A 23880-nucleotide genomic window follows, 5' to 3' on the forward strand; every position below is an offset into this window, starting at 1 on the left:
CACCCCCACGTCATCAAAAATCCCGATCCTGTGTCAGCTTCCAGCCATCGGCAGGGACATCAATTCGCTACTAAACCCGCGACAACTATGCTCAGGTGCTGGAATATACCCGGCATATGACGCCGGATCGGCAGTCTCGTAAACAACAATACCCAGCCCACTTCAGAGGGCATTACCCATGGATAGCAGAACCTTACGCAACCTCATGCGCATCGTGCAGACCGGCTCCTTGTCGGCCGCAGCCGAGCATTCGTGCCTGACTGTGCAGGCCCTGGCCGCGCAGTTGAACAAGGTCGAAGAGCAGTTCGGTTTCCGCTTGTTTCGTCGTTCCAACAAAGGGCTGACGCTGACGCCGCAAGGCACTGAGCTGACGCCCTACATGGACAAAGTGCTGATTGCCACGCGACAGATGGAAGAAAAGGTCGAGGCGCTCAAGGTGCCTGGCCAGCGCACATTGAAGGTCGCGTTGAACAACACGTTGTCGTCTGACTTCAACCGACGAATGATCGGACGCCTGATCGAGGTGTTTCCCGATTACCAGATGGAATTCAGCTACGCCGAGTCGATGGAAAACCTAAGCAAGCTGAAGAACGAAGACTTTGACCTCGCGGTGCTGATTGGCCCGCAGCGTCCGGGTTTGCCGAGCATCGTCCTGCCGGATGTGCAGGTGCAGGTGGTCGGTGCCCATTGCGGGCAGGAAAACGATCCGCTGACGTTGCTGGGCAACAAGTTTCAGGTGCGTCCTGCGGAAGATTGTCCGTATTCCCACAGCTTTCTGCGTTTTCTCGACGCGGGTCTGGGCAATCACGAGAACGGTCAGCGCATGGTCTATTCCTGCAGCGAAACCCTGACGCTGTCGTTGATCACGCAAATGGACGCGGTCGGCATGGTTTCTCGCGAGGCCGCGCAAAAGAACGGCCTGACGATTTTCCCCGGTTTCGAGGATTTCCTCGAAGTGCGGCTCGCGGTGAACAACCCGAATCTTTCAGGCCAGGCCTTGAACGACGTGGTCGATCTGCCGCTACATGAACGAGCCGAGCGCAATGTACGCAGCCGTCCCAACCGCCACACTGAGAAAGAGGTTTTTGCTGAAATACGCACATAACAGCGTCGGAATGGCTGCATAAAATTCCGGGCGATCGAGCTGTATGTGCTGATCCTTGATCAACAAGGGTGTCAGGCTGATCGCAGCGACGATCGCCACCGGCAGGTATTCCAGCGCCCGCGCAACGAACGGCGGCCAGTGCTCGGTGTTGACCTGCAGCGGCAGCGCGCGTGGCAGGAAGGTCACGGCCATCATCAGCGCGACCACCAGGATCAGGAACGTTTGGTCAGGCATACACCCACTCCGCAGCCCACAAACGTGGCGATGAATACGTTGAACGGCGAGGTGCCGACCAGGCTCAGCGCGCCCATGCAGGCCACAGCGGCCGCTGCGGCGATGAGTTTGTTACGGGTGTTGCACAGCGACACCAGCACGTAGAGCATCATCGCGGTCAGTGCGTAGTCGAGCTGGTATTTGATCAGGTGCGACGCGTATTGCGCACAAACAGCGCCCAGCAATCCGCCCAGCACCCAGGAGGTGTGGCAGAACAGGTTGAAGCCGATCAGGTAACGGATATTGACCGGCGCGCCGGTACCCAATTTCACGCTGTGAAACGCGAAGGATTCGTCGGTCAGCCCACCAGCGTAGGCCCAGCGCTCCATGCGGCTGAGCCCCAGTGCGCGCAGGGCCTTGGCCATGTACACCGACATCAGCATGTGCCGCGCATTGATCAGGAAGGTGGTCAGCACGATGGTGGTCAGCGAAGCGCCGCTGGAGATCAGCGCCAGCGCGGCGAATTGCGAAGCGCCGGCGTAGACGAACAAGCACATCGCCACCGGCAGCCACATCGGCAGCCCGGCATTGACGGCCATCAGCCCGAACACGAAGGACACCGTGAAATAACCGGCCACCACCGGGCTGGCTTCGGCAAACGTGCGCGATGGCTGATGGGCAGCCATCAGCGGCGCACTGCCGGACGTTTCATTCATAGATCCCTCTCAAATGTCCGCTCGCCATGGGGTTCGCAAAAACCCTGGGCAGTCCAGAATCGCTTGCCCGCGAGGTTAGCATCGTCGACGAACAGAAACATCCGTAATACACCGACCCGTTTCATGTCAGACGACGCCGCTTCCACCAGCCGCTGGCCGACGCCCTGACTGCGATAGCGTGGGCTGACGGCGAGATGGTTGATAGTGCCGCGACTGCCGAGCATGCCGCCGAGCACCGCGCCGACGATTTCGCCTTCCACGTCGAAGGCCAGATAGGCCGTGGTGGTCTTCTGGATCAATACACCGCGCAGGCATTTGGCGTCCTGCCACTCGCAGAACGACACTTCGTCGAACTGGCGGAAGAAACGTTCCATGCGCTGCGCATCCTTGGCGGTGGCGCGTCGCAGCACCACCGGCGTCGAGCATTCGACGCCATCGATTGGGGTGATCTGATTAGCGAACAATGTCGAAAGCGGTCCCGGGCCGCGAGAAGGAAATCGCCAGAATCTGCCGGTACGCCATGGCATGCGTGTGGGTGTTGCGCGCCGGGGTCACGTAGTGGCGCATGTCGCGGTCAAGGAAGTACGTGGTATCGAGGATTTCCTTGTAAGTGGTCGACGCCAGTTGATGCTCGTGCACATCGTACAAACGGCTTTCCGCCCCCTCGACATTGTTGCGCCCCCAGAAGTGCACACCGCTGAACGGATAGCCGTCGCAGTGAATCCCTTCAGGAGTGATTTCCAGTTGCTTGCCGGGTTTGATCTCGATGCGGATCTGATGGATCTGGCACTGCCAGATTTCATCGTGCAGTTCTTCCGGCAACACGCTTTTGTACACTTCGAAATCGGTGTCGATCAGGCTGCGCATCACCGGTGAAGTGATCACTTCATCGGAGAAGTCCTGGAAGTGCCGCACAACACCGCCCACGTAGGCGTTGTTCTCTTTCGACTGCACGTACGCGCGATGCTCGAGTTGCTTGAGTTCACGGGTTTTCGGGTTGTACTCAAAGTCGCTGTAACGACGGTAACGCATGCCGGCTTCGGCCTGACCGTAGTAACTGTCTGGCTCCATGTTTTCCCAACTTTTGGTCAGTCTGACGAAGTCGGCAAAATGACCGTAGAGATTGAAGTCACCACCCTGGACGTTGACATATTTGTCGCGCCGTAGCGATTCGCCCACTTCTCTGTTCAAAACGATCATTACCAAATTCTCCGCTGCATTGAGCGGCCTAATCTATTAGGTGGAGAATTTGCGTCCATGAGAAAGAATTTCAGGCATTTAAAGCCCTGCTTGAAACGGCGTTTGAAGTGCTCTTAAAACAACTTTTACATGACAAAAACACGGGTTTTTTACGGTTTTTACCGAAAAGGCCTCGAAAAAAAACCCCGAACACGTCGGGGTTTTCTCATGCTTCTATACCTGAACGATCATCAGAAGATGTTGATCGGGTAGTCCACGAACACACGCAGTTCGTTGCCGCTGACGTTGTACTCGCTGGATTTCTGCGAAACGCGCAGGATCGAGCTACGCAGTTTCACGCTCAGGTCTTTGGCCGGGCCACTTTGCACGACGTATTTGACCTGGTTGAAAATTTCGCGCTCGGTGCCGCCTTCGCTGGTGGAGGTGGTGATGTTGTCGCCACGCACGTAAGCGAAGTTGTAGCTCAGACCCGGTACGCCAAACGCGCCGAAGTCCAGGCCGTAGCCCAACTGCCAGCTGCGCTCGTCTTCAGCGTTGAAGTCCGACCAGTAGGAGTTGGCCAGGTAGATGGTGTTGCCACCGTCACCGACACGACCTTGCTCTTTCTGATAGCCACCGTAGGCGTAGCCCAGGTTGCTGTCGCCGGTGGAACGCTGATGCGCCACGGTGAACGAGTGCGGGCCGGTGGCGAAAGTCGCTGCCAGGCTCCAGATCTTGTTGTCGTCACCGGTAGCGCCGCTCTGGCGAACGTAGGAGTCGTCCAGCTTGGTGCGATAGCCGTTGAAGTCCAGGGTCAGCGACTGATCCTTGTCGATCGGGAACACGTAGTTGGCGTTCACATATTGCTTCTTCAGCACATCCTCAACGTCGGAGGCGTACAGCGCAGCCTTGAACTGTTCGGTGAACTGGTAGCTACCGCCCAACACGTTGATCGACTTCAGACCACCGCTGTCACGGCCTTCTGCGCTCTTGCGCGATTCGGCGGTGAAACGACCGGCGTTCAGCTCAAGGCCTTTGATCTCTTTGGAAGTGATCAAGGTCCCGGTGTAGCTTTCCGGCAGCAGACGCGAGTTGTCGTAGTTCAGCACCGGCAGGGCCGGCATCTGGTCACCGTAGGTCAGCACGGTGTTGGACAGACGGAATTTGACCGCTGCGCCGCCCTTGGACAGGTCGTTGGCGGGCTTGCCACTGTCGCCACGCTTGAAGAAATCGATACCGCCGGCGCCGCTGCGATCTTCGCTGCGCTCCAGGTTCAGGGCATACAGGCCGAAAGCATCCACACCCACACCAACGGTGCCTTGGGTGAAGCCGGACGAGAACGTACCGATGGCGGCTTGGCCCCACTCGGATTTGTCTTTGTTGCCGTCTTTGTAATCACGATTGATGTAGGCATTGCGCAGCAGCACTTTAAGGCTGCTGTCTTCTACAAAACCCTTCGATTCGGCCTGGCCGTCAGCCATGGCCTGTGTGGCACTCAACATCCCCAGTGCGATCAGACTGATACGCTTGTTCAACATTTTGTTTTCCTTATTACGGGTTGAAACGCGCTGTGTCGAACGGCTGAAACGGCGCTAATGCACTCTTTTTTCACCCCGAAACAAAAAGACCCGCCCACGACAAGGTCATGGCGGGCCTGCTTATTATTCTTGAGTCATGGCGGTTGGCCACAGGCGTTGGGCCGAATCGTAGCCGCGCCCTCAATAATGTGTCAATTTCAAGAATCGTCTTTAAATAGGTAAAAATCGTCTAAGAATCGTAAATTTTGCGATAGCCCATTGCTCGGAAATGCGCTTAACCAGTGAATCCAGCGCGATTATGCGCAGCCGTCGAGACCACATTGCGCGGGGGATTGAGCCACTTCATCAGCCACAATCGCTTGCCCCAACCAGTCAGCGAAGGCCTGCGGTTTACCCAGCCAAGGGCTGATGTCGATCAACGTGAATTGCCCGTCCTGTTCCAGCGCCAACGTCGGAAAGCCCTGCCCACCGAGTTGGGCCAGCAACGCGCGGCTGGCTTTTACATGCGCCTGGGTATCAACGTTTTTAAACGGTGCCACGAAAGCTTCTTGCGCGTAATCCATCTGAGCCGCGATTTCGAACAGCACAGCCTCATCGGCAATCCGTTGCCCTTCGACGTAATGCGCGGTCTGCAAACGCCCGAGCATCTGCAGGCCACGGCCGTCGATAGCCTCTGCAGCCATCACCGCCGCGATGGGTGGCGTCGAGTCGAAAACCGCCGAGTGATCACGCAGCAGCCCTTCAAAATACGCCTCGCCAAAGGGCTGCCCGGTGTACTCGGCAATGCGCCGATCGTGAGGCATGACGTAATTGCGCAGTTGCGGTGAGACCTGCTGGCGGTTCGCACCGCTCATCATCCCGCCCGCATGAGCCACGACCGGCAGCACCTGTTGCGCCGCTTGCACCAACGGTTTGGCGCCGTAGCACCAGCCACACAATGGGTCATAGATGTAGTGAAGGATCATGGGAGAACTCCGGCAGAAAAGTGGGAAAAGTCGATGCCGGCAGACTATTCCTTCACGCGTGGGCGAAAAACGCCGGAATGGCTTTCAGACTGTTTCGCGAATCGGTCGAATGGACCGAACGGTCAGGTTGTATCCAGATCGACATAAATTGAAACAATCTGTCAGGGGAACTTCTCAGGAATAAATTACGGAAGTAAATGCAAAGCATTACCATTCGCGCGTTTGAATTCCCCTACCCTTTCGGATGTGCTTTTCAATGCCTGCCCCGTTCCGCCTCACGCCTGTCACCCTTGGATTGTCTGCCTTTCTGTCCAGCGGTTTTGCTTATTCCGCCACCGAGTTACCCGCCACCGCGATCAGCGCTGAAGAACAAGCCGAAGATCCACGCGTCAAGATCAGCAACACTGCCACCCGCACCTCGACACCGGTGCGTTATGTGCCGCAAGCGATCGACTCGATCAAGACCGCGAACGTCGCCAACTACGGCACCAATGACATCGGCGACGCCTTGAGCGGCATTCCCAACGTCAGCAGCAGCGCCGACACCCGCTTCGACAGCCTGCGCATTCGTGGCTTCGATGCCAGCAACGACTTCTATCTGGACGGCATTCGCGACGACAGCCAATACAAGCGCGACCTGCACAATATCGAGCGGGTCGAAGTGCTCAAAGGCCCGGCGGCGGTGCTCTATGGCCGTGGCAGTCAGGGCGGGATCGTCAACCGCGTGAGCAAAATGCCCGAGTTCGGCCGGCGCTCGACCATCGAAGCCCAAGGCGGCAGCGAAGACTTGCGTAGCCTTTACGCCGACCTCAGCACCGACCCCAGCGAAAACCTCAGCCTGCGCCTGAACATGGGCAATATGGATGAAAACAGCTTCCGCGACGGCGTCAGTGGCAACCGCCAGTTGTTCGCGCCGTCGATGAGCTGGCAACTGACCCCGGACCTGAACTGGCTGGTGCAATACGAATACAGCCGCTACAACCGCACACCGGATCGCGGCATTCCGGGGGTCAACGGCCGCCCGGCCGACGTCGGACGCGACACCACGTACGGCAACGATCACGATTTCATCGACGACAAGGCGCAGTCCCTGCGTTCGAAACTCACCTACGAGATCAACGATAACTGGCAACTGCGCCAGACCCTCGGCGTGTTCAAGCTCGACAGCGATTTCGACAACACCTACCTGACCAACTTCGATCCCAAAACCAACAAGGTTGTCCGTCAGCACTGGCAGCAGGATCTGACCACCCGCAACGTCTACAACAACATCGAGCTGGAAGGCGGTTTCGACACGTTTGGTCTGGAGCATCGCCTGTTGACCGGCATCGAGATTGGTAGCCAGCGCCGCGATCCGAAGCTGTACAACGCTGCAACCGGCAAGACCCCGAGCGCGCAGCCAGTGCCGTCACTTGACCTGTTCAACCCCAACCGCGAGCTGCGCCACACCGGCAGCATGCAGGTATTCAGTGACAGCCACACCGAAGTCGAAAGCCGCGCGGTCTACGTGCAGGACCAATTACGCCTGAATGATCAATGGCAGTTGCTGGCCGGCCTGCGCTACGACACGTTCGATATCGAGTCGACCAACAAGCTCAAGAACATTGCCGAAGATCGCGACAGCCACAGCACCAGCCCGCGCTTGGGGGTTGTCTGGACGCCACTGCAGAATCATTCGTTTTATGCTTCATGGTCCAAGACCTTCTCGCCCGCGGGCGGCGGTTTGATCGGCATCACGCCAGGCGCTGCCGGCAATACCAACGACTTGAGCCCCGAGCTGACCAAACAGAAAGAAATCGGCGTGAAAAGCGACTGGCTCGATGATCGCCTGAGCACCACGCTGGCGGTCTATGACCTGGAACTCTACAACCGCCGCACCAGCGATCCGAATGATCCGACCCTGACGGTCATGACCGGTCTGCAACGTTCGCGCGGCATCGAACTGACCGCAACCGGCAAGCTCGTCGGCAACTGGTACATGCGCGGTGGCGTCGGCGTACAGGACACGACCATCGAGAAAGACAACAACGGTCTCGAAGGCAAGCGCGTCAACAACGTGGCCAAGCACAACGGCAGTCTGTTCCTGACCTGGAAACCGGAGATGGGCTGGTACGGCGAAACCGGCCTGACCCTGGTCGGCCAGCGTTATGCCGACAACGACAACACCACGGTGCTGCCGGGCTACGGCCGCTGGGACGCGCTGGCAGGCTACCGCTTCAAGGATTGGGATCTGCGCGCAGCACTGAACAACATCACCGACCGTGAGTACTACGCCTCGGCGACCAGCAAGAATCAGATTCAGCCAGGTGCACCGCGCAGCGTAGTGATGACTGGCACCTACAGTTTCTGATCAGCACAAAACCTGTGGGCGGGGGCTTGCTCCCGAAGGCGTCGAGTCAGGCAACATCATCGTCACTGACTTATCGCATTCGGGAGCAAGCCCCCTCCCACAGGTGCAATGTTCGCAGTGGTTTTGTTCTGTGCAAAAAAAAGCGCCGCCATCCCGGCAGCGCTTTTACCAATCCCTGTTGTTCTTCTTATCCTTCCATCACAGCCCATAATGCTTCCAGTTCGGCCTCGCTGAACAGGCCAGCGGGGTAGCGCTCGATCATCATCCGGCGCGGATCAGGTTCCCTGATCTGACGCGTTCCGTTGGATTTCAAAAAGTGCGCGACAATCTGGAGCGATTTGCCGTTTACGGCCATGGGATGCAACGTCCGCTCGCTGACTACGTTCACTTCGGCGTTCATTTCAGCGCTCTCTCCCCGTTCGTGAGCGGCTAAGTTATCCAAGGTTTATGACAGAACTGTTGAAGTTCCTCCCTCTCCCTAGTGCCCTTTGTCCGATACAAGAGCTATGCCAAGGTTTCCGATTTGTCGACAAGCGGATACAAAAAAGCCCGCGGTCCAACAGGGCCGCGGGCTTCTTTACATGGATAGCGAGCTAATCGTCGCATCGCCGATTTATGAGTCAACTCAAGCTGTTACGTCTCAACTCATTCTTTGTGCGGCGCTGGTTGCTGTTGGGTAAGGCAGTGGATATTGCCGCCGCCCAGTAACAGTTCACGGCCCGGCACCATCACCACTTCGTGCTGCGGGAACAGCTTCTGCAGGATGTCCCGGGCCGGGGCATCCATAGGATCGTCGAAGCTTGGCGCGATGATGCCGCCGTTGACGATCAGGAAGTTCACGTAGGAACCGGCCAGGCGCACGGAAGGATTGCGCTCCTGCGTACCGTCGACCGGATCGACACCGGCACACTCTTCTTCAGTGGCGTACAGCGGCCCCGGAATCGGCATCTTGTGCACCGTGAACGGGCGACCCTTGGCGTCGGTGCTGCCTTGCAGCACTTTCATCGCAGCCTGGCAGCGTGGGTAGTTCGGATCCTGCGGATCGTCGGTCCACGCCAGCAGCACTTCGCCCGGGCGCACGTAGCAGCAGAAGTTATCCACATGACCGTCGGTTTCGTCGTTGAACAAGCCATCCGGCAGCCAGATGATTTTATCCACCGACAGATTGTCGCGAAGCACCGCTTCAATCTCTTCGCGGCCCAGGTGCGGGTTGCGATTGTGGTTGAGCAAGCACTCTTCGGTGGTAATCAGCGTGCCTTCGCCGTCAACGTGAATCGAGCCGCCTTCGAGCACGAAACCTTCAGTGCGATAACGCGGGCTGCGTTCGATTTCGAGAATCTTGCCGCCGACCTGCGAGTCACGGTTCCACGGCGAGTACAGTCCGCCTTCAAAACCACCCCAGGAGTTGAAATCCCAGTTCACACCGCGCACTTCGCCGCTGTTGTTGATGACGAACGTCGGGCCGGTATCACGCACCCAGGCATCATCGCTGGACATCTCGACCACGCGGATATTCGGCACATCGAGGCGCGCACGGGCGTTTTCGTACTGGCCGGCCGACACGGCAACGGTCACCGGTTCGAAACGCGCGATAGCCTTGGCCACTGCGACATGCGCAGCTTGCGCCGGCTTGCCGCCCAGGCGCCAGTTGTCCGGGCGCTCGGGCCAGATCATCCAGGTCTGGGTCTGCGGCGCCCACTCGGCCGGCATGTAGAAGCCATCGTCACGCGGGGTACTTTTCAAAGTGGTCATCGGGATTTGAACTCCAGGGCACCGTCGAGGGTTTTCAAAGCAATGGCGACTTTATAACCGATAAATATCGTATTTTAAATGCTTGAACACGCAGAAAGACTAAAAAACTCATACTAATCCCGATACAAATCGAATTAACACTTAATTCCTGTGGGAGCGGGCTTGCTCGTGAAGGCGGCATAGCAGTCGATATCACTTTTGAATGAAAAATCGCATTCGCGAGCAAGCCCGCGCCCACAAAAAGCAGCGTTTACAGGCCCTCTTCGAGCACCCGATCCAGCATGTCGACAAAGAAGTCCACGCTGCGGCGCGACGTGACCATCGGCGGTTTGATCTTGAGAATGTTCAGGTCGTCCCCGGTCGGCTGCATGAAAATCCCCAGTTCGCGCAGGCGATCACACAACAGGCTGGTCTCTGCAGTGGCCGGCTCCAGGGTCTCGCGATTGCGGATCAACTCCACGCCCAGATAGAAGCCGGAACCATGCACCGCGCCCACCAGCGGATGTTTATCGATCAACGCTTGCAGACGCGCCTTGAAGTGACCGCCGACCACTTGCGCGTTTTCCCAGAGCTTCTCTTCTTCCATCACATCCAGGACCGCCATGCCGATCTGGCAGCTCACCGGACTGCCACCGGCGGACGAGAAGAAGTAGCCTTCGGCCTCCAGCGCCTCGGCGATTTCCCGGCGCGTGATCACCGCGCCGAGCGGCTGACCGTTGCCCATGCCCTTGGCCATCGTGATGATATCCGGCACCACGCCCTGCTCTTCGAAGCCCCAGAAAAAGTGGCCCATACGCCCGTAACCGACCTGGACTTCATCGGCAATGCACACCCCGCCTTGTGCACGCACCAACGCATAGACCTGTTTCAGATACGTCGGCGGCAGAGAAATACCACCGGCATTGCCGTACACCGGTTCGCAGATGAACCCGGCCAATTGGCGCTCTTGCGCCGCAATATGTGCCAGCCGTGTTTCGACGCTGCGCACATAATCCGGCGCAGAATCAAGACCGCGAAATTCACCGCGATAGATATTCGGCGCGGTCACCGGATGCACCCAGTCAGGACGACTTTCCAGCGCTCGCGGGTTGTCGGCAACCGACGTCGACACCGCATCGGCGCCGACCGTCCAGCCGTGGTAAGCCTCCAGCACGCTGAGCATGTCGCGCCCGCCGCTGTAGGCCCACGCCAGACGGATCGCCAAGTCGTTGGCCTCGCTGCCACTGTTGACCAGAAATACTCGGTCCATGCCTTCCGGCGCCAGTTTCAGCAAGCGCTCGGAGAACTCCGCTACCGCTGCATAGTTGAACCGCGAGTTGGTGTTGAGCAGCGACCACTGCCGTGCCGCCACCTGTGCCATGCGCGGATGACCGTGACCGAGTACTGCGACGTTGTTGAGCATGTCGAGGTAGGAGCGGCCCTGCATGTCGATCAGGTGATTGCGCCAGCCGCGTTCGATACGCGGCGGATCGACGTAGTAGTGTTTTTGCGTGCGGGCGAAGCTGGCGTCACGCCGTTCCAGCAAGGTTTTGGCGTCCAGCTCCGGCTCGGCATCGCAGGCCAGGCCCAGCAGCGCCGCTGGCGAGGGGCACAACGCCTGCCACGCAGCCGCGCGCGCCGGACTGCAGAACAAAGGCGCATCCAGCGCGGCTACACGGCTCAACTGCACCTTCAACGGCCCACCGACCAAACCCAGCACCTGACCTTTGACCAGCGCCGCGCCGCTGTGCAGCGAGGCGTTCACGCCCCACAAGCGCACGCTGAGCTGTGGCCCATCGAGTTGCAGCACACCGTCCGCCGCGTGATGCAGAACACCGGCAAACGGCGCTTCCACCGCCGAGCCTTGCGGCACACGCAATTCAACGTGCAACGGGAAGGTGTCCGGTTCGACCGCACTGTCCACTCGCGTCTGCGACAAGCGGTATTGCCCGTAACGACTCGCCGCCAGGCCATGCGCGGCGGCAGCTTCCGTCAGCAGCCGCTGATCGATGCCGTCCTGCTCCCAGTTGCCCGCCTCGAAATGCGGGCTGAGCACGCCCAGGTCGATCAACGCGAACTCACGTCCGACCAGCTCTGGCAACAGCGGCGCAAAACCTTCACTGCCGATGGCCGGCAGACGCTGGCCGACTGACGTGAGGATCGCCGCTTCCATCAACGCCAGTGGCACCGAAGTGGCCACGTGGAAGATCTCCCACTCGTGGCCGAGGTTGTCGCGGCTGTAGGTGTTGCCCGGATCGATGCTGACTTGCTGCTCGCCACTGAGTACCAGCACCGCCGCCCGCGCCACGATCAACGGCCACAGTGCCTGCAACTCTTCATGTTGCAGCGGATTGACCGCGTGATAAGCCTGCACCGCCGGCAGAATCACGAACGGATCACCGCCGGCATGGTGCAGCAGCGCCGCGCACGTCACCGACAGATCGGTGATGCGCCAGGTGCGCACCAGATCACCGAAATCGATCACCCCCTGCAACTGCCAGTGGCGTCGCGCATCCCGTTGCCAGACGGCGTTATCGTCAGTGATGTCCATGTGAATCGCCTGCACCGGCAGCTTGTCCAGCAATGGCTGCAAGCGGCGCTCGGCCTGTTCGGCGGCGTCAGCGATCAATGCGCGCTGGCGCTCGTCCTGAATCACCGGCAGCAGATGGTTGATCAGCGCACTGGCGTGGCGTGCATCCCACTGCAGGGTGCGCTCAAGACCCGGATGGTCGAAGCCGGCCAGCGCCAGATCCATCTCGCCACACAGTTGACCGAAACCGGCCACCACCTCGTGACCCAGATACTCAAGATGGGTCAGCGGCTGGCCTTCGATGTAGTCCAGCAACCGCACGTGTACCGGCTCACCGTTGGCCTGCAGCGACAGCAGGTCGTCGCCGTTATGGGCCGGGATCACCTTGGGTACGTGCACCGACGAGTGTTCGGTGAGGTATTTGAGGCCCGCATGCTGGGCCTGCAGTTCCACCAGCGCGTAATCGCCGCGGCAGATTTTCAGGACAAAGCGCCCACGCTCACTGTCGACCCGATAATTGAGATCCTGCTGACTGCCCAGCGCCTGCAACGTGCCACTGAGTCCGTAATGCTCCGCCAACCACTGCCGGGCCAACGCCTCGCAGACCTGTGGACTGGGCAAGCTGGCGCGATGAATCAACGTGGCGAGCGGCATGAAACGACCCCTGAAATTTTATTAGGCGTCTATATCGCCATTGCTGCAGAGGATGCGCAACCCCCGATCACGGTTATTCAAGCACTCGCATCCGCCAGCGCTTTGCGCAAGAATGTCGGCCATTCATACCTATCTGGAAAAATCTCATGAATGTAATCACCACCGATCTGCCCGGTGTTCTGATCATCGAACCCAAGGTATTTGGTGACGAGCGCGGCTTCTTCTACGAGAGCTTCAACGCCAAGGCATTCCAGGATGCAACCGGTCTGGACACTCAATTCGTCCAGGACAACCATTCGCGCTCGCAAAAAGGCGTGTTGCGCGGCCTGCATTACCAACTGCAGAACACCCAGGGCAAACTGGTCCGGGTAACCGCAGGTGAAGTGCTGGATGTGGCCGTGGATATCCGCCGCAGCTCGCCGCACTTCGGCAAATGGGTTGCCGTGCGCCTCTCCGCCGAAAACCACCGTCAACTGTGGGTCCCGGAAGGTTTCGCCCATGGTTTCGTGGTGCTGAGCGAGTTCGCCGAATTCCTCTACAAGACCACCAACTACTACGATCCATCGTCCGAGCGCAGCATTCGCTGGGACGATCCCGCTTTGGGCATTGACTGGCAACTGGACGAAGCGCCGAAGCTGTCGGCCAAGGACCAGGCTGGCGCACTGCTCAAGGACGCTGACGTCTTCGCCTGAGCCTAGGCATAATGCGCCTGTTCACTCAGGCGCATCCGGCTCATGAAACCTACTCTTCCCCGCAGACCCCGCTGGCGCAGCCTCGCCCTGCTGGCCCTGTGCCTGGCGCCGTTGCTGTGGCCGCTGGAACATCTGGCCGAGCGCTATTACCGCAGTGAACTGGCCGGGCAAAACCGCCAGACCCTCGACCTCTACGTCGCCAACCTGCTGGGCACCCTGCATCGCTATGAAGTGTTGCCGCAGATTCTCGGCGATCTGCCGGCCCTGCGCGCCGTACTCGGCGCACCCGACGACGGCGTCACCCAAGGCAATGCCAACCGTCTGCTGAAAAACATCGCCGCGCAGACCGGTGCCGAAGTCATGTACCTGATGGACACCAGCGGCCAGACCCTTGCGGCGTCGAACTGGGATAAACATGACAGCTTCGTCGGGCGCAACTTCGCCTTCCGTCCGTACTTCAGCGAAGCCATGGCCGGACGCCTGGGACGCTTCTTCGGCCTCGGTACCACCTCGGCCAAGCGCGGTTACTTCTTCGCCGCAGCGGTGCGCAACGGCGAAAAAATCATCGGCGTGCTGGTGATCAAAGTCGACCTCGACCACACCGAAAGCCTGTGGGGCAAAACCCCGGAACAACTGCTGGTGACCGACCACAACGGCGTGGTCATTCTCACCTCGCGCCCGGAATGGCGCTTCCGTTCGACCCGCACCCTGAGCGACACCGAGCGTTCGGCAATCACCGCCATCCAGCCCTATCCAACCCGCGAGCCGCGCCCGCTGAACCTCAGCCCCAACGCCTGGCTGACGCAGACCGTGAACATCGCCGAAACCGGCTGGAGCGTCAGCATTCTCGCCCCCCGCACGTTGATCGACCGTCCGGTGCGCACCGTTGTGGCGATTGGCGGCGCCACGCTGTTGGTCGTGATGCTGTTGCTCGGATTGATGATGCAGCGCCGTCGGCATTACCTGGAGCGTATCGCGTTCGAAGCCAAGGCCCGTCGCGAACTGGAAGGCCGGGTCGCCGAGCGGACCAGCGATCTGGAAGGCCTCAACCGCCGCCTCAAGCAGGAAGTGCTGGAGCGCGAACAGGCCCAGCAGGAACTGGTGCGCGCCCAGGACGATCTGGTCCAGGCCGGCAAACTGTCGGCGCTGGGCACCATGTCGGCGAGCATCAGCCACGAACTCAATCAGCCACTGGCGGCGATTCGCAGCTACGCCGAAAACGCCGAAGTGCTGCTCGATCATCAACGCACCGACGACGCCCGTGGCAACCTCAAACTGATCAGCGAACTGACCGGGCGCATGGCCTCGATCATCGCCCACTTGCGCGCTTTCGCCCGCCGCGACCGCCATGCCCCGGAAAGCGTCGCCCTGCAACCGGCGCTGGACGATGCGCTGGCGTTGTTGGCCAAGCGGCGGCGGAGCATGGAGGTCGAACTGATCCGCGACCTGCCCGCCGCCACCCTGTGGGTCGAAGCCGGAGAAACCCGTCTGCGCCAGGTGCTCGGCAACCTGCTGGCCAACGCCCTTGATGCGCTGACCGAAAAAGGCCCGCCGCGCAAACTCTGGCTGAGTGCCGAATCCACCGCCGAAGGCGTCAATCTGTACATTCGCGACAACGGCCCGGGGTTCTGCATGGAAGCCCTTGGCCGCGCGAGCGAGCCCTTCTACACCACCAAGACCCGCACCCAGGGCCTTGGGCTGGGGCTGGCCATCTGTGAAACCCTGATGCGCGCCTTCGGTGGTGAACTGTCGTTCGCCAACCACAAGCAAGGCGGCGCCTTGATCACCCTGCGGCTGCGCGCTGGCGCACCTGGGGTCAGCCTGCAACCGTCCGAGGATCGAAGTGCATGACCATCGACAATCGCATTCAGGTGGTGTTGATCGACGACGATCCGCACCTGCGTCAGGCCCTCGGCCAGACCCTGGACCTGGCCGGCCTGAAAATCCTCCCGCTGTCCGAGGCCAAAGGCCTGGCCGGGCAACTGGAGCGTGACTGGCCCGGTGTGGTGGTCAGCGACATCCGCATGCCGGGCATGGACGGTCTGGAGCTGTTGAGCGAACTGCACGCGCAGGATCCCGAACTGCCAGTGCTGCTGATCACCGGTCACGGTGATGTGCCGCTGGCGGTGCAAGCGATGCGTGCCGGCGCCTACGACTTTCTGGAAAAACCGTTCGCCAGCGATGCGCTGCTCGACAGCGTGCGCCGCGCCCTGGCCCTGCGCCGGCTGGTGCTGGACAATCGCAGCCTGCGTCTGGCCCTCAGCGATCGCAACGAATTGAGCGCACGACTGGTCGGCCATTCGGCGCCGATGTTCCGCCTGCGCGAGCAGATCGGGGCGTTGGCCGCGACCAAGGCTGACGTGTTGATCCTCGGTGAAACCGGCGCCGGCAAAGAAGTCGTGGCCCGTGCGCTGCACGATTTGTCGAGCCGGCGCAACGGCCCGTTCGTGGCGATCAACGCCGGGGCACTGGCTGAATCGGTGGTCGAAAGCGAGCTGTTCGGACATGAGCCAGGCGCCTTCACCGGTGCGCAGAAACGCCGGATCGGCAAGTTCGAATTCGCCAACGGCGGCACGCTGTTTCTCGACGAAATCGAAAGCATGAGCATGGACGTGCAGGTAAAACTGCTGCGCATGCTGCAAGAGCGCGTCGTCGAACGGCTGGGCGGCAATCAACTGATCCCGCTGGACATCCGCGTCATCGCCGCGACCAAGGAAGACCTGCGTCAGGCCGCCGACCAGGGCCGCTTCCGCGCCGACTTGTACTACCGATTGAACGTTGCGCCGCTGCGCATTCCGCCGCTGCGCGAACGCGGCGAAGACGCGCTGGTGCTGTTCCAGCATTACGCCGATGAAGCCAGCGCCCGGCATGGCTTGCCGCCTCATGAACTGCAACCGGCACAGCGCGCCCTGTTACTGCGCCACACCTGGCCGGGCAACGTGCGCGAACTGCAGAACGCTGCCGAGCGTTTCGCCCTCGGTCTGGAACTGGCGCTGGATAACAGTGGCACCGAGGGCAGCGGCACCAGCGTTGAAGTCATCAGCGGTGGCCTGAGCGAGCAAGTGGAAAATTTCGAGAAATCATTGATCGCCGCCGAGTTGGCGCGTTCCCACAGTTCGGTACGCAGCCTCGCCGAAGCCCTGGGCATACCGCGCAAGACCCTGCACGACAAGCTGCGCAAGCACGGCTTGAACTTTGCCGACAGTGGCGCCCAGGGAGACGAAGCCGAATGAACCGCGACACTCGCTATCTGGAGTCCGTGCTGCATCACGACATTCCGCTGACCCACGAGATGGGCCTCAAGGTACTCGACTGGCGTGAGCATCAACTGAGCCTCCACTTGCCGCTGGAGCCGAACGTCAATCACAAGAGCACCATGTTCGGCGGCAGTCTCTACTGCGGCGCGGTGCTGGCGGGTTGGGGCTGGCTGCATTTGCGCCTCAAGGAAGCAGGCATCACAGACGGGCACATTGTGATCCAGGAAGGGCAGATCAGCTATCCACTGCCCGTGACCGGCGACGCCACGGCCATTTGCCCGGCACCGGAGGCGGCAGTGTGGAAGAAGTTTCTGGCGATGTATCAGCGCTACGGGCGGGCGCGATTGACGCTCCATACGCGGATCGTCAATGCCGGGAGTGATGAAGATGCGGTGACATTCAGCGGGCAGTACGTTCTGCACCGCTGACGGTCAACAGCCCCCAACCCTCTCCCTTGGAGAGGGTTGGGGTGAGGGGAACCGAGCGCCAGCCTGCTTAACCTCGGGCCAGCTCCAACAGTCTTGCGCGCCACGCCGCCTTCGCTGGCAACGCCAGAAAGAACTCATTGCGCAACGACTCACGCGGCGGATAACAGAACGCTTCGCCCCGCAGATCCACCACTTCACCACCCGCACCCTCCAGCACGCCCTGGGCGGCCGCAGTGTCCCATTGCGAAGTCGGTGCCAGTCGCGGATAACAATCGGCGGCACCTTCAGCCAACAGGCAGAACTTCAGCGAGCTGCCAATGTTCGCCAATTGCAGTTCGCCCAGGCTGGCACCGAGACCCGCGAGCAGACGCTCCTGCTCCGGGCTGGAATGCCGACGGCTGGCGACCACGGTGAACGCTTCACCCGGCGCAAGCACATCACGCACCTGAATCGCGACCGGCGTTGCGCCCTTGTCGCCGCGCCAGGCGCCGAGTCCGGCACCGCCCACATAGAACCGGCCATTGGTTGGCATCGACACCACACCAAACACCACCCGACCGTTTTCGATCAGCGCGATGTTGACGGTGAATTCTTCACTGCCGCTGATGAACTCCTTGGTGCCATCCAGCGGATCTACCAGCCACCAGCGCTGCCACCCGGCACGCACGCTCTGCGGGATGTCGGCGTCTTCCTCGGAAAGAATCGGGATGCTGGAATCCAGCGCGGTAAGTCCGGCCACGATCACATGGTGCGCGGCGATATCCGCCGCCGTCACCGGTGAATCATCGGACTTCGCGGTGACTTCAACACCGGCGCGCCAAAACGGCAGGATCGCCTCGCCAGCCTTCAATGCCAGCTCAATCACCGGCGCCATCAACGGATGGGGAAAATTCATCGACGTCTCTCTCATGCCTGAAAGAACCCGCGTTGCGTCAGCAGATCACGGGCCAGATACAGTGCCGCCAAGGCACGACCTTCAGTAAATTGCGGATTTTGCGCCAGCGCCGAAAGATCGCGCAGGTTGACCTTGTCGACCCGCATCGGCTCGGGCTCGTCGCCCTCCAGACGTTCTTCATACAGGTCGGTGGCCAGCACCACCTGGATTTTCTGGCTCATGTAACCGGGCGACAGCGACAGCTCGGTCAGATGCTCCAGTTGGCGGGCGCCAAAACCGGCCTCTTCCTTGAGCTCGCGCTCGGCCGCTGCCAGCACATCCTCACCCGGCTCGATCAAGCCTTTGGGCAGGGACAGCTCGTATTCATCAGTGCCGCCGCAGTATTCCTCGACCAGCACTGCGTGATCGCTGTCGAGCATCGCCACGATCATCACCGCGCCATAACCCGCGCCTTTGCCGACCAGCCGCTCGTAGGTGCGCTCCACGCCGTTGGAAAAACGCAGCTTCAGTTCTTCGACGCAAAACAGGCGACTGGTGGCGACGATCTCGCGGGCGAGTACAGTGGGTTTCTGGCGCATGCAAAGCTCCTTGGCGTGAACGCGCTACTATAACGCGGCTTTCCCGATTGTTAGTGTCGGATATCTTTCTACCGCTCGAGACGTTGCCATGCCTTCTTTACCCTGGTCTGACATCGATACCGTCCTGCTGGACATGGACGGTACGCTGCTGGACCTGCACTTCGACAACCATTTCTGGCTGGAACACCTGCCCCAACGCTACGCCGAGCTGCACGGTGTCAGTCGGGCCATGGCCGACATGGAGTTGCAGCCACTGTTCGAGCGCCATGCCGGTCAGTTGCAGTGGTATTGCCTGGATTTCTGGAGCACCGAGCTGAAACTCTCGGTGCGTGAACTGAAACTGGAAACCGCGCACCTGATCGCGCTGCGTCCTGATGCCGACACGTTTCTGCAAGCGATCAAACAGGCAGGCAAACGGGTGATCATGATCACCAACGCGCACCGTGACTCGCTGTCGCTGAAACTGGAGCGGATCGAACTGGCGCCGTACTTCGAGCGGTTGATCAGCTCCCATGATTACGGTTTCCCCAAGGAGAATCCGCAGTTCTGGGATGCCTTGCAGGCAGATATCGATTTTGATCCGGCACGCAGCCTGTTCATCGACGACACGTTGCCGATCCTGCGCAGTGCGCGGCATTTCGGTGTGGGGCATCTGCTGGCGGTCAAAGAGCCGGACAGCCGCAAAGGGCCGAAGGACACTGCCGAGTTTGCGGCGGTCGAGGATTATCGGGAGTTGATTATCGGGCTCTGAGACCGGGTTGGCCCCTTTGCGAGCACGCTCGATCCCACATTGAAATGCCGTCCGATGTGGGAGCGAGCCTGCTCGCGATAGCGAACTTGAGGATTACTTCGGAATACGAAGCTTCTGCCCTGGATAAATCTTGTCCGCATCCTCAAGCATCGGTTTGTTGGCTTCGAAAATCTTGTTGTACAGGTTGGCATTGCCATAAACCCGCAGCGAGATAGCACTAAGAGTGTCCCCGGGCTTAACTTCAACAAATTCGGCAGCCACCACCACCGGACCGGTCACCGTGATCTGGTCGTCCACACTGCCAACACCGGCAATATTACCCACCGCCAGCAGAATCTTTTCCTTCTCCTCCTGACTCGCGACTTCACCGGTAACCGTGACCTTGTCGCCGTCCACAGTCGCCTGAACATTCGGATTGCCCAACCCGACCTTGCTGATATGTTCCTTCAACTGCTCGCTGGCATTGGCGTTGCCCGGGGTCAGCAGGTCGATCAATTTTTCGCCGGCTTCTTTCACAAAGCTGAAAATACTCATAGCGCACACTCCTTGATTTGGGTTCCAGACGCCCAAGCCTAGACCACGCCAAACAAACGCGGTTCCTGACCGACCAATGACCCACCTGCCTGCGGGGCCTGCCCCACAGCAGCTGTTGCCGCGGATCAATTGTTACAAGCTGTGCACGGCGCTCCGGAAAAACTCATCTATCCCCGGCGCCTGCAACCGACCGAGAACGCCCAGAGCCTCGCGCCACCAGGCCTGATCCTGCGTCGTCGCGCCCCTATTCGGTGGTGGCCGCAGCGGGTATCGACAGCCGCTTGATCGACGGCATCTATCAATAGATCGACAGTAGCGATTAGACGCGACAAGTTGCCGCGCCTAGTCTTAGCGTTGATCAATCCGTCGGTGATGCCATGAACGCCAAGCGCCCAGCCTGCGCGGCGCCTGCACTCGAAACGCCCGCGCCCGCCGCCAGCCAGACTTACAGCTACAGTGACCTGCCCCTCGTGGAATCGGCCAGCACCGCGCTCGCCGAGGAAGTCGCGCTGGCGATTGCCTACAACGGCATCAGCCAGGCGGTGATGCTGGTGACCCCGACGGATCTGGAAGACTTCATTGTCGGCTTCAGTCTCGGCAGTGGCATCATCGAAGACGCCACTGACATTTATGACCTGCAACTGACCGGCGCGGGCTCGGCGCAATACGCGCAAGTGACCATCGCCAATCGCGCGTTCTGGAACCTCAAGCAACAGCGTCGGCAACTGGCCGGCACCAGTGGTTGCGGGCTGTGCGGCGTCGAGGCGGTGGAGCAGGCATTGCCCGACCTCAAGGTGTTGCCCGGCGCACCGTTGCCGCCTGCGGCATGGCTCGATGGCCTGCGCCAGCGCATCGGCGCGTTCCAGCCACTCGGTCAGCACTGCGGCGCCGTACACGCGGCGGTGTTCATGAACGCCAGCGGTGAATTGCTGCTGGGCCGCGAAGACATCGGCCGGCACAACGCCCTCGACAAGCTGATCGGCGGCCTGATCCGCCAGAAGATATCCACAGACGGCGGCGTGGCGATTGTCACCAGTCGTTGCAGCCTCGAATTGATCCAGAAAGTCCTGCGCGCCGGCATCCAGACCCTGGTCAGCCTGTCCGCACCCACGGGCCTTGCCGTGCAATGGGCCCGTCGCCACAACCTCAATCTCATCCACCTGCCGCAGAAGAATGCGCCGCGGGTCTACAGCCCAGCGATGGAGAATCAAGCGTGAGCCAACATCATCAAGCCGACCAGAAACCCGTCCCGCGCTACAAACCCTACAAGGGTGCCGCCGGTGGCTGGGGTGCCCTGATCAGTGTGGCCCAGGCCTGGTTGACCAGCGATAACGCGCTGAAGAACCTGCGCATGATGCTCAAGACCAACCAGAACGGCGGCTTCGACTGCCCGGGCTGCGCGTGGGGCGATTCGCCGGAAAGCGGCATGGTCAAGTTCTGCGAGAACGGCGCCAAAGCGGTGAACTGGGAAGCGACCAAGCGTCGGGTGGACAGCAAGTTCTTCGCCAAACACAGCGTGACCTCGCTGCTGGAGCAGAGCGACTACTGGCTCGAATACCAGGGCCGTCTGACCGAGCCGATGGTCTACGACGCTCAGACTGACCGCTACAAACCCATCGCCTGGGACGACGCCTTTGCTCTGATCGGCAAGCACCTGCAAGCGCTGTCGAGCCCGGATCAGGCCGAGTTCTACACCTCGGGCCGGGCCAGCAACGAAGCGGCGTACCTGTATCAACTGTTTGTGCGCGCCTACGGCACCAACAACTTCCCCGACTGCTCGAACATGTGCCACGAGGCCAGCGGTGTGGCGTTGGCGCAGAGCGTTGGCGTCGGCAAGGGCACCGTGACCTTCGATGACTTCGAACACGCTGACGCGATTTTCGTCTGGGGCCAGAACCCCGGCACCAACCATCCACGGATGCTTGAACCACTGCGTGAAGCGGTGAAACGCGGCGCGCAAGTGGTGTGCGTCAACCCGCTGAAGGAACGTGGCCTGGAACGTTTCCAGCACCCGCAGCACCCGATCGAAATGCTCACCAACGGTGACAAGCCGACCAACACTGCGTATTTCCGGCCAGCGCTGGGCGGCGACATGGCGCTGCTGCGCGGCATGGCCAAATTCCTTCTGCAATGGGAGCGCGATGCGCAGAAGGCTGGCGCCCCGGCGGTGTTTGATCACGATTTCCTCAATGCCCACAGCGCCAACGTGCTGGAGTATCTGGGCGTGGTCGACGATACGCCGTGGGAGCAGATCGTTGCGCAATCCGGCCTGACCCTGGTCGAGATCGAACAAGCGGCGCGCATGTACGCCAAGGGCAAGAACGTGATCATGTGCTGGGCGATGGGCATCACCCAGCATCGCCATTCGGTACCGACCATCCAGGAAATCGCCAACCTGATGCTGCTGCGCGGCAACATCGGCAAGCCCGGCGCTGGCCTGTGCCCGGTACGCGGCCACAGTAACGTGCAGGGCGACCGCACCATGGGCATCAACGAGCGTCCGCCGGTGGCGTTCCTCGATTCCCTCGAACGCCGCTTCCAGTTCAAGGTGCCACGTGACAACGGTCACAACGTGGTCGAAGCGATCCACGCCATGGCCGAGGGCCGCGCCAAGGTCTTCATCGGTCTGGGTGGCAACTTCGCCCAGGCCACGCCAGACAGCCCGCGTACCTTCGCCGCGCTGAGCAACTGCGACCTGACCGTGCAGATCAGCACCAAGCTCAACCGCAGCCATCTGGCCCACGGCAAAGACGCCTTGATCCTGCCGTGCCTGGGTCGCACCGACATCGATATCCAGACCGAAGGCCCGCAAGCGGTTACCGTGGAAGACTCCTTCAGCATGGTTCACGCCTCCAACGGCCAGTTGCAGCCGCTGTCGAACCAGATGCGCTCGGAACCGGCGATCATCGCCGGCATTGCCGCCGCCACGCTGGGCAGCAAACCGGTGGACTGGAACTGGCTGGTGGCCGATTACGGGCGTATTCGCGACCTGATCGCCGATACCATTCCAGGCTTCAGGGACTTTAACGAGAAGGTCAAGAACCCGGGCGGGTTCTACCTCGGCAACAGTGCCGGCGCGCGCAAGTGGAACACCCCGTCGGGCCGGGCCAATTTCCGCGCGAACATGCTGCCCAAAGACCTGGTGCACGAGCGCACCCGCGCCACCGGGCAACTGCCGGACCTGATCCTGCAATCGATGCGCTCCCACGACCAGTACAACACCACGATCTATGGCCTTGACGACCGTTACCGTGGGGTAAAAGGCCAGCGCGATGTGCTGTTCGCCAACGAGGCTGACATCATTCGCCTGGGCTTCCGACCAGGGCAGAAGGCCGACATCGTGTCGCTGTGGGACGATGGTCGCGAGCGTCGGGTGAAGGGCTTCACCTTGCTGGCGTTTGATATTCCAGCGGGGCAGGCGGCGGCGTATTACCCGGAAGTGAATCCGCTGGTGCCGCTCGAAAGCACAGGGGATGGCAGCCATACGCCGACGTCGAAGTTCATTGCGATCCGTCTTGAGGCGGCGAGTGAGACTGGGCTGATCATGGCCAAATCCGCGTAATGCGGTCTCTGGACTGAACCCTTCGCGAGCAAGCCCGCTCCCGCATTAGAATGCAATTCAAATGTGGGAGCGGGCTTGCTCGCGAAAGCGGCAGCTCATTCAACAGAATTCTTTGTACTGTGCACCTTTCAAACGCCCACAAAAAAGGCCGCTTTTTCACAAAAGCGGCCTGTCCGAAGTAGCTAAAGACCGGCAAAAAAAG

At 60.5% G+C, this 23880-nt stretch carries 21 protein-coding genes; 9 read left to right on the top strand and 12 right to left on the bottom strand.

Annotated features, from left to right (window positions below; all coding sequences use genetic code 11):
* Positions 1-178: 178 nt before the first annotated feature.
* A complete protein-coding gene (locus tag U862_RS0113960; protein ID WP_007961685.1) occupies positions 179-1105 on the top strand; it encodes a LysR family transcriptional regulator in 927 nt (308 codons plus the stop codon).
* Here the strand turns inward: U862_RS0113960 and U862_RS0113965 are convergent.
* The 6 genes from U862_RS0113965 to U862_RS0113990 form a co-directional block, all read right to left on the bottom strand.
* Positions 1022-1339 (bottom strand): AzlD domain-containing protein, encoded by a 318-nt coding sequence (locus U862_RS0113965; RefSeq protein WP_007952614.1) that lies wholly within the window; start codon positions 1337-1339, stop codon positions 1022-1024. The genes U862_RS0113960 and U862_RS0113965 overlap by 84 nt on opposite strands.
* On the bottom strand, positions 1318-2034 hold the full coding sequence (locus U862_RS0113970; protein WP_003220701.1) for an AzlC family ABC transporter permease: 717 nt from the start codon (positions 2032-2034) through the stop codon (positions 1318-1320). Before U862_RS0113970 ends, U862_RS0113965 begins: the two co-directional genes overlap by 22 nt.
* Complete coding sequence (locus U862_RS0113975; RefSeq protein WP_003220700.1) at positions 2031-2408, bottom strand: GNAT family N-acetyltransferase; 378 nt, start codon at positions 2406-2408, stop codon at positions 2031-2033. The genes U862_RS0113970 and U862_RS0113975 overlap by 4 nt, the downstream gene beginning before the upstream one ends.
* Before the next feature lie 79 nt (positions 2409-2487).
* Positions 2488-3234 carry a 2OG-Fe dioxygenase family protein gene (locus U862_RS0113980; RefSeq protein ID WP_003220699.1) on the bottom strand — a complete coding sequence of 249 codons (747 nt, stop codon included), beginning with the start codon at positions 3232-3234 and terminating at the stop codon, positions 2488-2490.
* Between the two features lie 230 nt (positions 3235-3464).
* Positions 3465-4751 carry an OprD family porin gene (locus U862_RS0113985; RefSeq protein WP_025110955.1) on the bottom strand — a complete coding sequence of 429 codons (1287 nt, stop codon included), beginning with the start codon at positions 4749-4751 and terminating at the stop codon, positions 3465-3467.
* Between the two features lie 296 nt (positions 4752-5047).
* Entirely contained in the window at positions 5048-5716 is a 669-nt protein-coding gene (locus U862_RS0113990; RefSeq protein WP_025110956.1) for a DsbA family protein, read from the bottom strand.
* A gap of 256 nt (positions 5717-5972) precedes the next feature.
* On the opposite strand from U862_RS0113990, the gene U862_RS0113995 reads away from it, so the two are divergent.
* Positions 5973-8066 carry a TonB-dependent siderophore receptor gene (locus U862_RS0113995; protein WP_025110957.1) on the top strand — a complete coding sequence of 698 codons (2094 nt, stop codon included), beginning with the start codon at positions 5973-5975 and terminating at the stop codon, positions 8064-8066.
* A gap of 187 nt (positions 8067-8253) precedes the next feature.
* Here U862_RS0113995 and U862_RS0114000 read toward each other — a convergent pair whose 3' ends face one another.
* The 3 genes from U862_RS0114000 to U862_RS0114010 form a co-directional block, all read right to left on the bottom strand.
* The gene (locus U862_RS0114000) at positions 8254-8466 is read right to left on the bottom strand and encodes a hypothetical protein (RefSeq protein ID WP_025110958.1); all 213 of its coding nucleotides are present in this window, start codon (positions 8464-8466) and stop codon (positions 8254-8256) included.
* Positions 8467-8711: 245 nt separating this feature from the next.
* Complete coding sequence (gene aguA / locus U862_RS0114005; RefSeq protein WP_025110959.1) at positions 8712-9818, bottom strand: agmatine deiminase; 1107 nt, start codon at positions 9816-9818, stop codon at positions 8712-8714.
* A gap of 250 nt (positions 9819-10068) precedes the next feature.
* On the bottom strand, positions 10069-12981 hold the full coding sequence (locus tag U862_RS0114010) for an aminotransferase (RefSeq protein ID WP_025110960.1): 2913 nt from the start codon (positions 12979-12981) through the stop codon (positions 10069-10071).
* 146 nt (positions 12982-13127) lie between these two features.
* On the opposite strand from U862_RS0114010, the gene rfbC reads away from it, so the two are divergent.
* Genes rfbC through U862_RS0114030 form a run of 4 tightly spaced genes read left to right on the top strand, consistent with a single transcriptional unit; the run spans position 13128 to position 17358 of the window.
* Complete coding sequence (rfbC, locus tag U862_RS0114015) at positions 13128-13673, top strand: dTDP-4-dehydrorhamnose 3,5-epimerase (protein ID WP_025110961.1); 546 nt, start codon at positions 13128-13130, stop codon at positions 13671-13673.
* Positions 13674-13715: 42 nt separating this feature from the next.
* Complete coding sequence (locus tag U862_RS0114020; protein WP_025110962.1) at positions 13716-15524, top strand: ATP-binding protein; 1809 nt, start codon at positions 13716-13718, stop codon at positions 15522-15524.
* Entirely contained in the window at positions 15521-16906 is a 1386-nt protein-coding gene (locus U862_RS0114025) for a sigma-54 dependent transcriptional regulator (protein ID WP_025110963.1), read from the top strand. Before U862_RS0114020 ends, U862_RS0114025 begins: the two co-directional genes overlap by 4 nt.
* A complete protein-coding gene (locus U862_RS0114030) occupies positions 16903-17358 on the top strand; it encodes a YiiD C-terminal domain-containing protein (protein WP_025110964.1) in 456 nt (151 codons plus the stop codon). The genes U862_RS0114025 and U862_RS0114030 overlap by 4 nt, the downstream gene beginning before the upstream one ends.
* A gap of 67 nt (positions 17359-17425) precedes the next feature.
* Here the strand turns inward: U862_RS0114030 and cysQ are convergent, their stop codons facing one another.
* Together cysQ and nudE are read right to left on the bottom strand one after the other, a co-directional pair.
* Positions 17426-18253, bottom strand: a complete 828-nt coding sequence (gene cysQ / locus U862_RS0114035) for a 3'(2'),5'-bisphosphate nucleotidase CysQ (RefSeq protein ID WP_025110965.1) — start codon at positions 18251-18253, stop codon at positions 17426-17428.
* An 11-nt stretch (positions 18254-18264) separates the two neighbouring features.
* Positions 18265-18831 carry an ADP compounds hydrolase NudE gene (nudE, locus tag U862_RS0114040; protein ID WP_025110966.1) on the bottom strand — a complete coding sequence of 189 codons (567 nt, stop codon included), beginning with the start codon at positions 18829-18831 and terminating at the stop codon, positions 18265-18267.
* Between the two features lie 88 nt (positions 18832-18919).
* Between nudE and yrfG the strand changes: the two genes are divergently transcribed.
* Positions 18920-19582: a GMP/IMP nucleotidase gene (gene yrfG, locus U862_RS0114045; protein WP_025110967.1), complete on the top strand. Its 663-nt coding sequence runs from the start codon at positions 18920-18922 to the stop codon at positions 19580-19582.
* Positions 19583-19675: 93 nt separating this feature from the next.
* On the opposite strand, the gene lysM is transcribed toward yrfG, so the two are convergent.
* Complete coding sequence (gene lysM, locus U862_RS0114050) at positions 19676-20116, bottom strand: peptidoglycan-binding protein LysM (protein ID WP_025110968.1); 441 nt, start codon at positions 20114-20116, stop codon at positions 19676-19678.
* Positions 20117-20493: 377 nt separating this feature from the next.
* Here lysM and fdhD point away from each other — a divergent pair, with 377 nt between their 5' ends.
* Together fdhD and U862_RS0114060 are read left to right on the top strand one after the other, a co-directional pair.
* Positions 20494-21333: a formate dehydrogenase accessory sulfurtransferase FdhD gene (fdhD, locus tag U862_RS0114055; protein WP_025110969.1), complete on the top strand. Its 840-nt coding sequence runs from the start codon at positions 20494-20496 to the stop codon at positions 21331-21333.
* A complete protein-coding gene (locus U862_RS0114060; protein WP_025110970.1) occupies positions 21330-23678 on the top strand; it encodes an FdhF/YdeP family oxidoreductase in 2349 nt (782 codons plus the stop codon). The genes fdhD and U862_RS0114060 overlap by 4 nt, the downstream gene beginning before the upstream one ends.
* The last annotated feature ends 202 nt before the right edge of the window (positions 23679-23880 follow it).

Origin of the sequence: Pseudomonas sp. H1h (assembly GCF_000633255.1) — a bacterium.
GTDB lineage: Bacteria > Pseudomonadota > Gammaproteobacteria > Pseudomonadales > Pseudomonadaceae > Aquipseudomonas.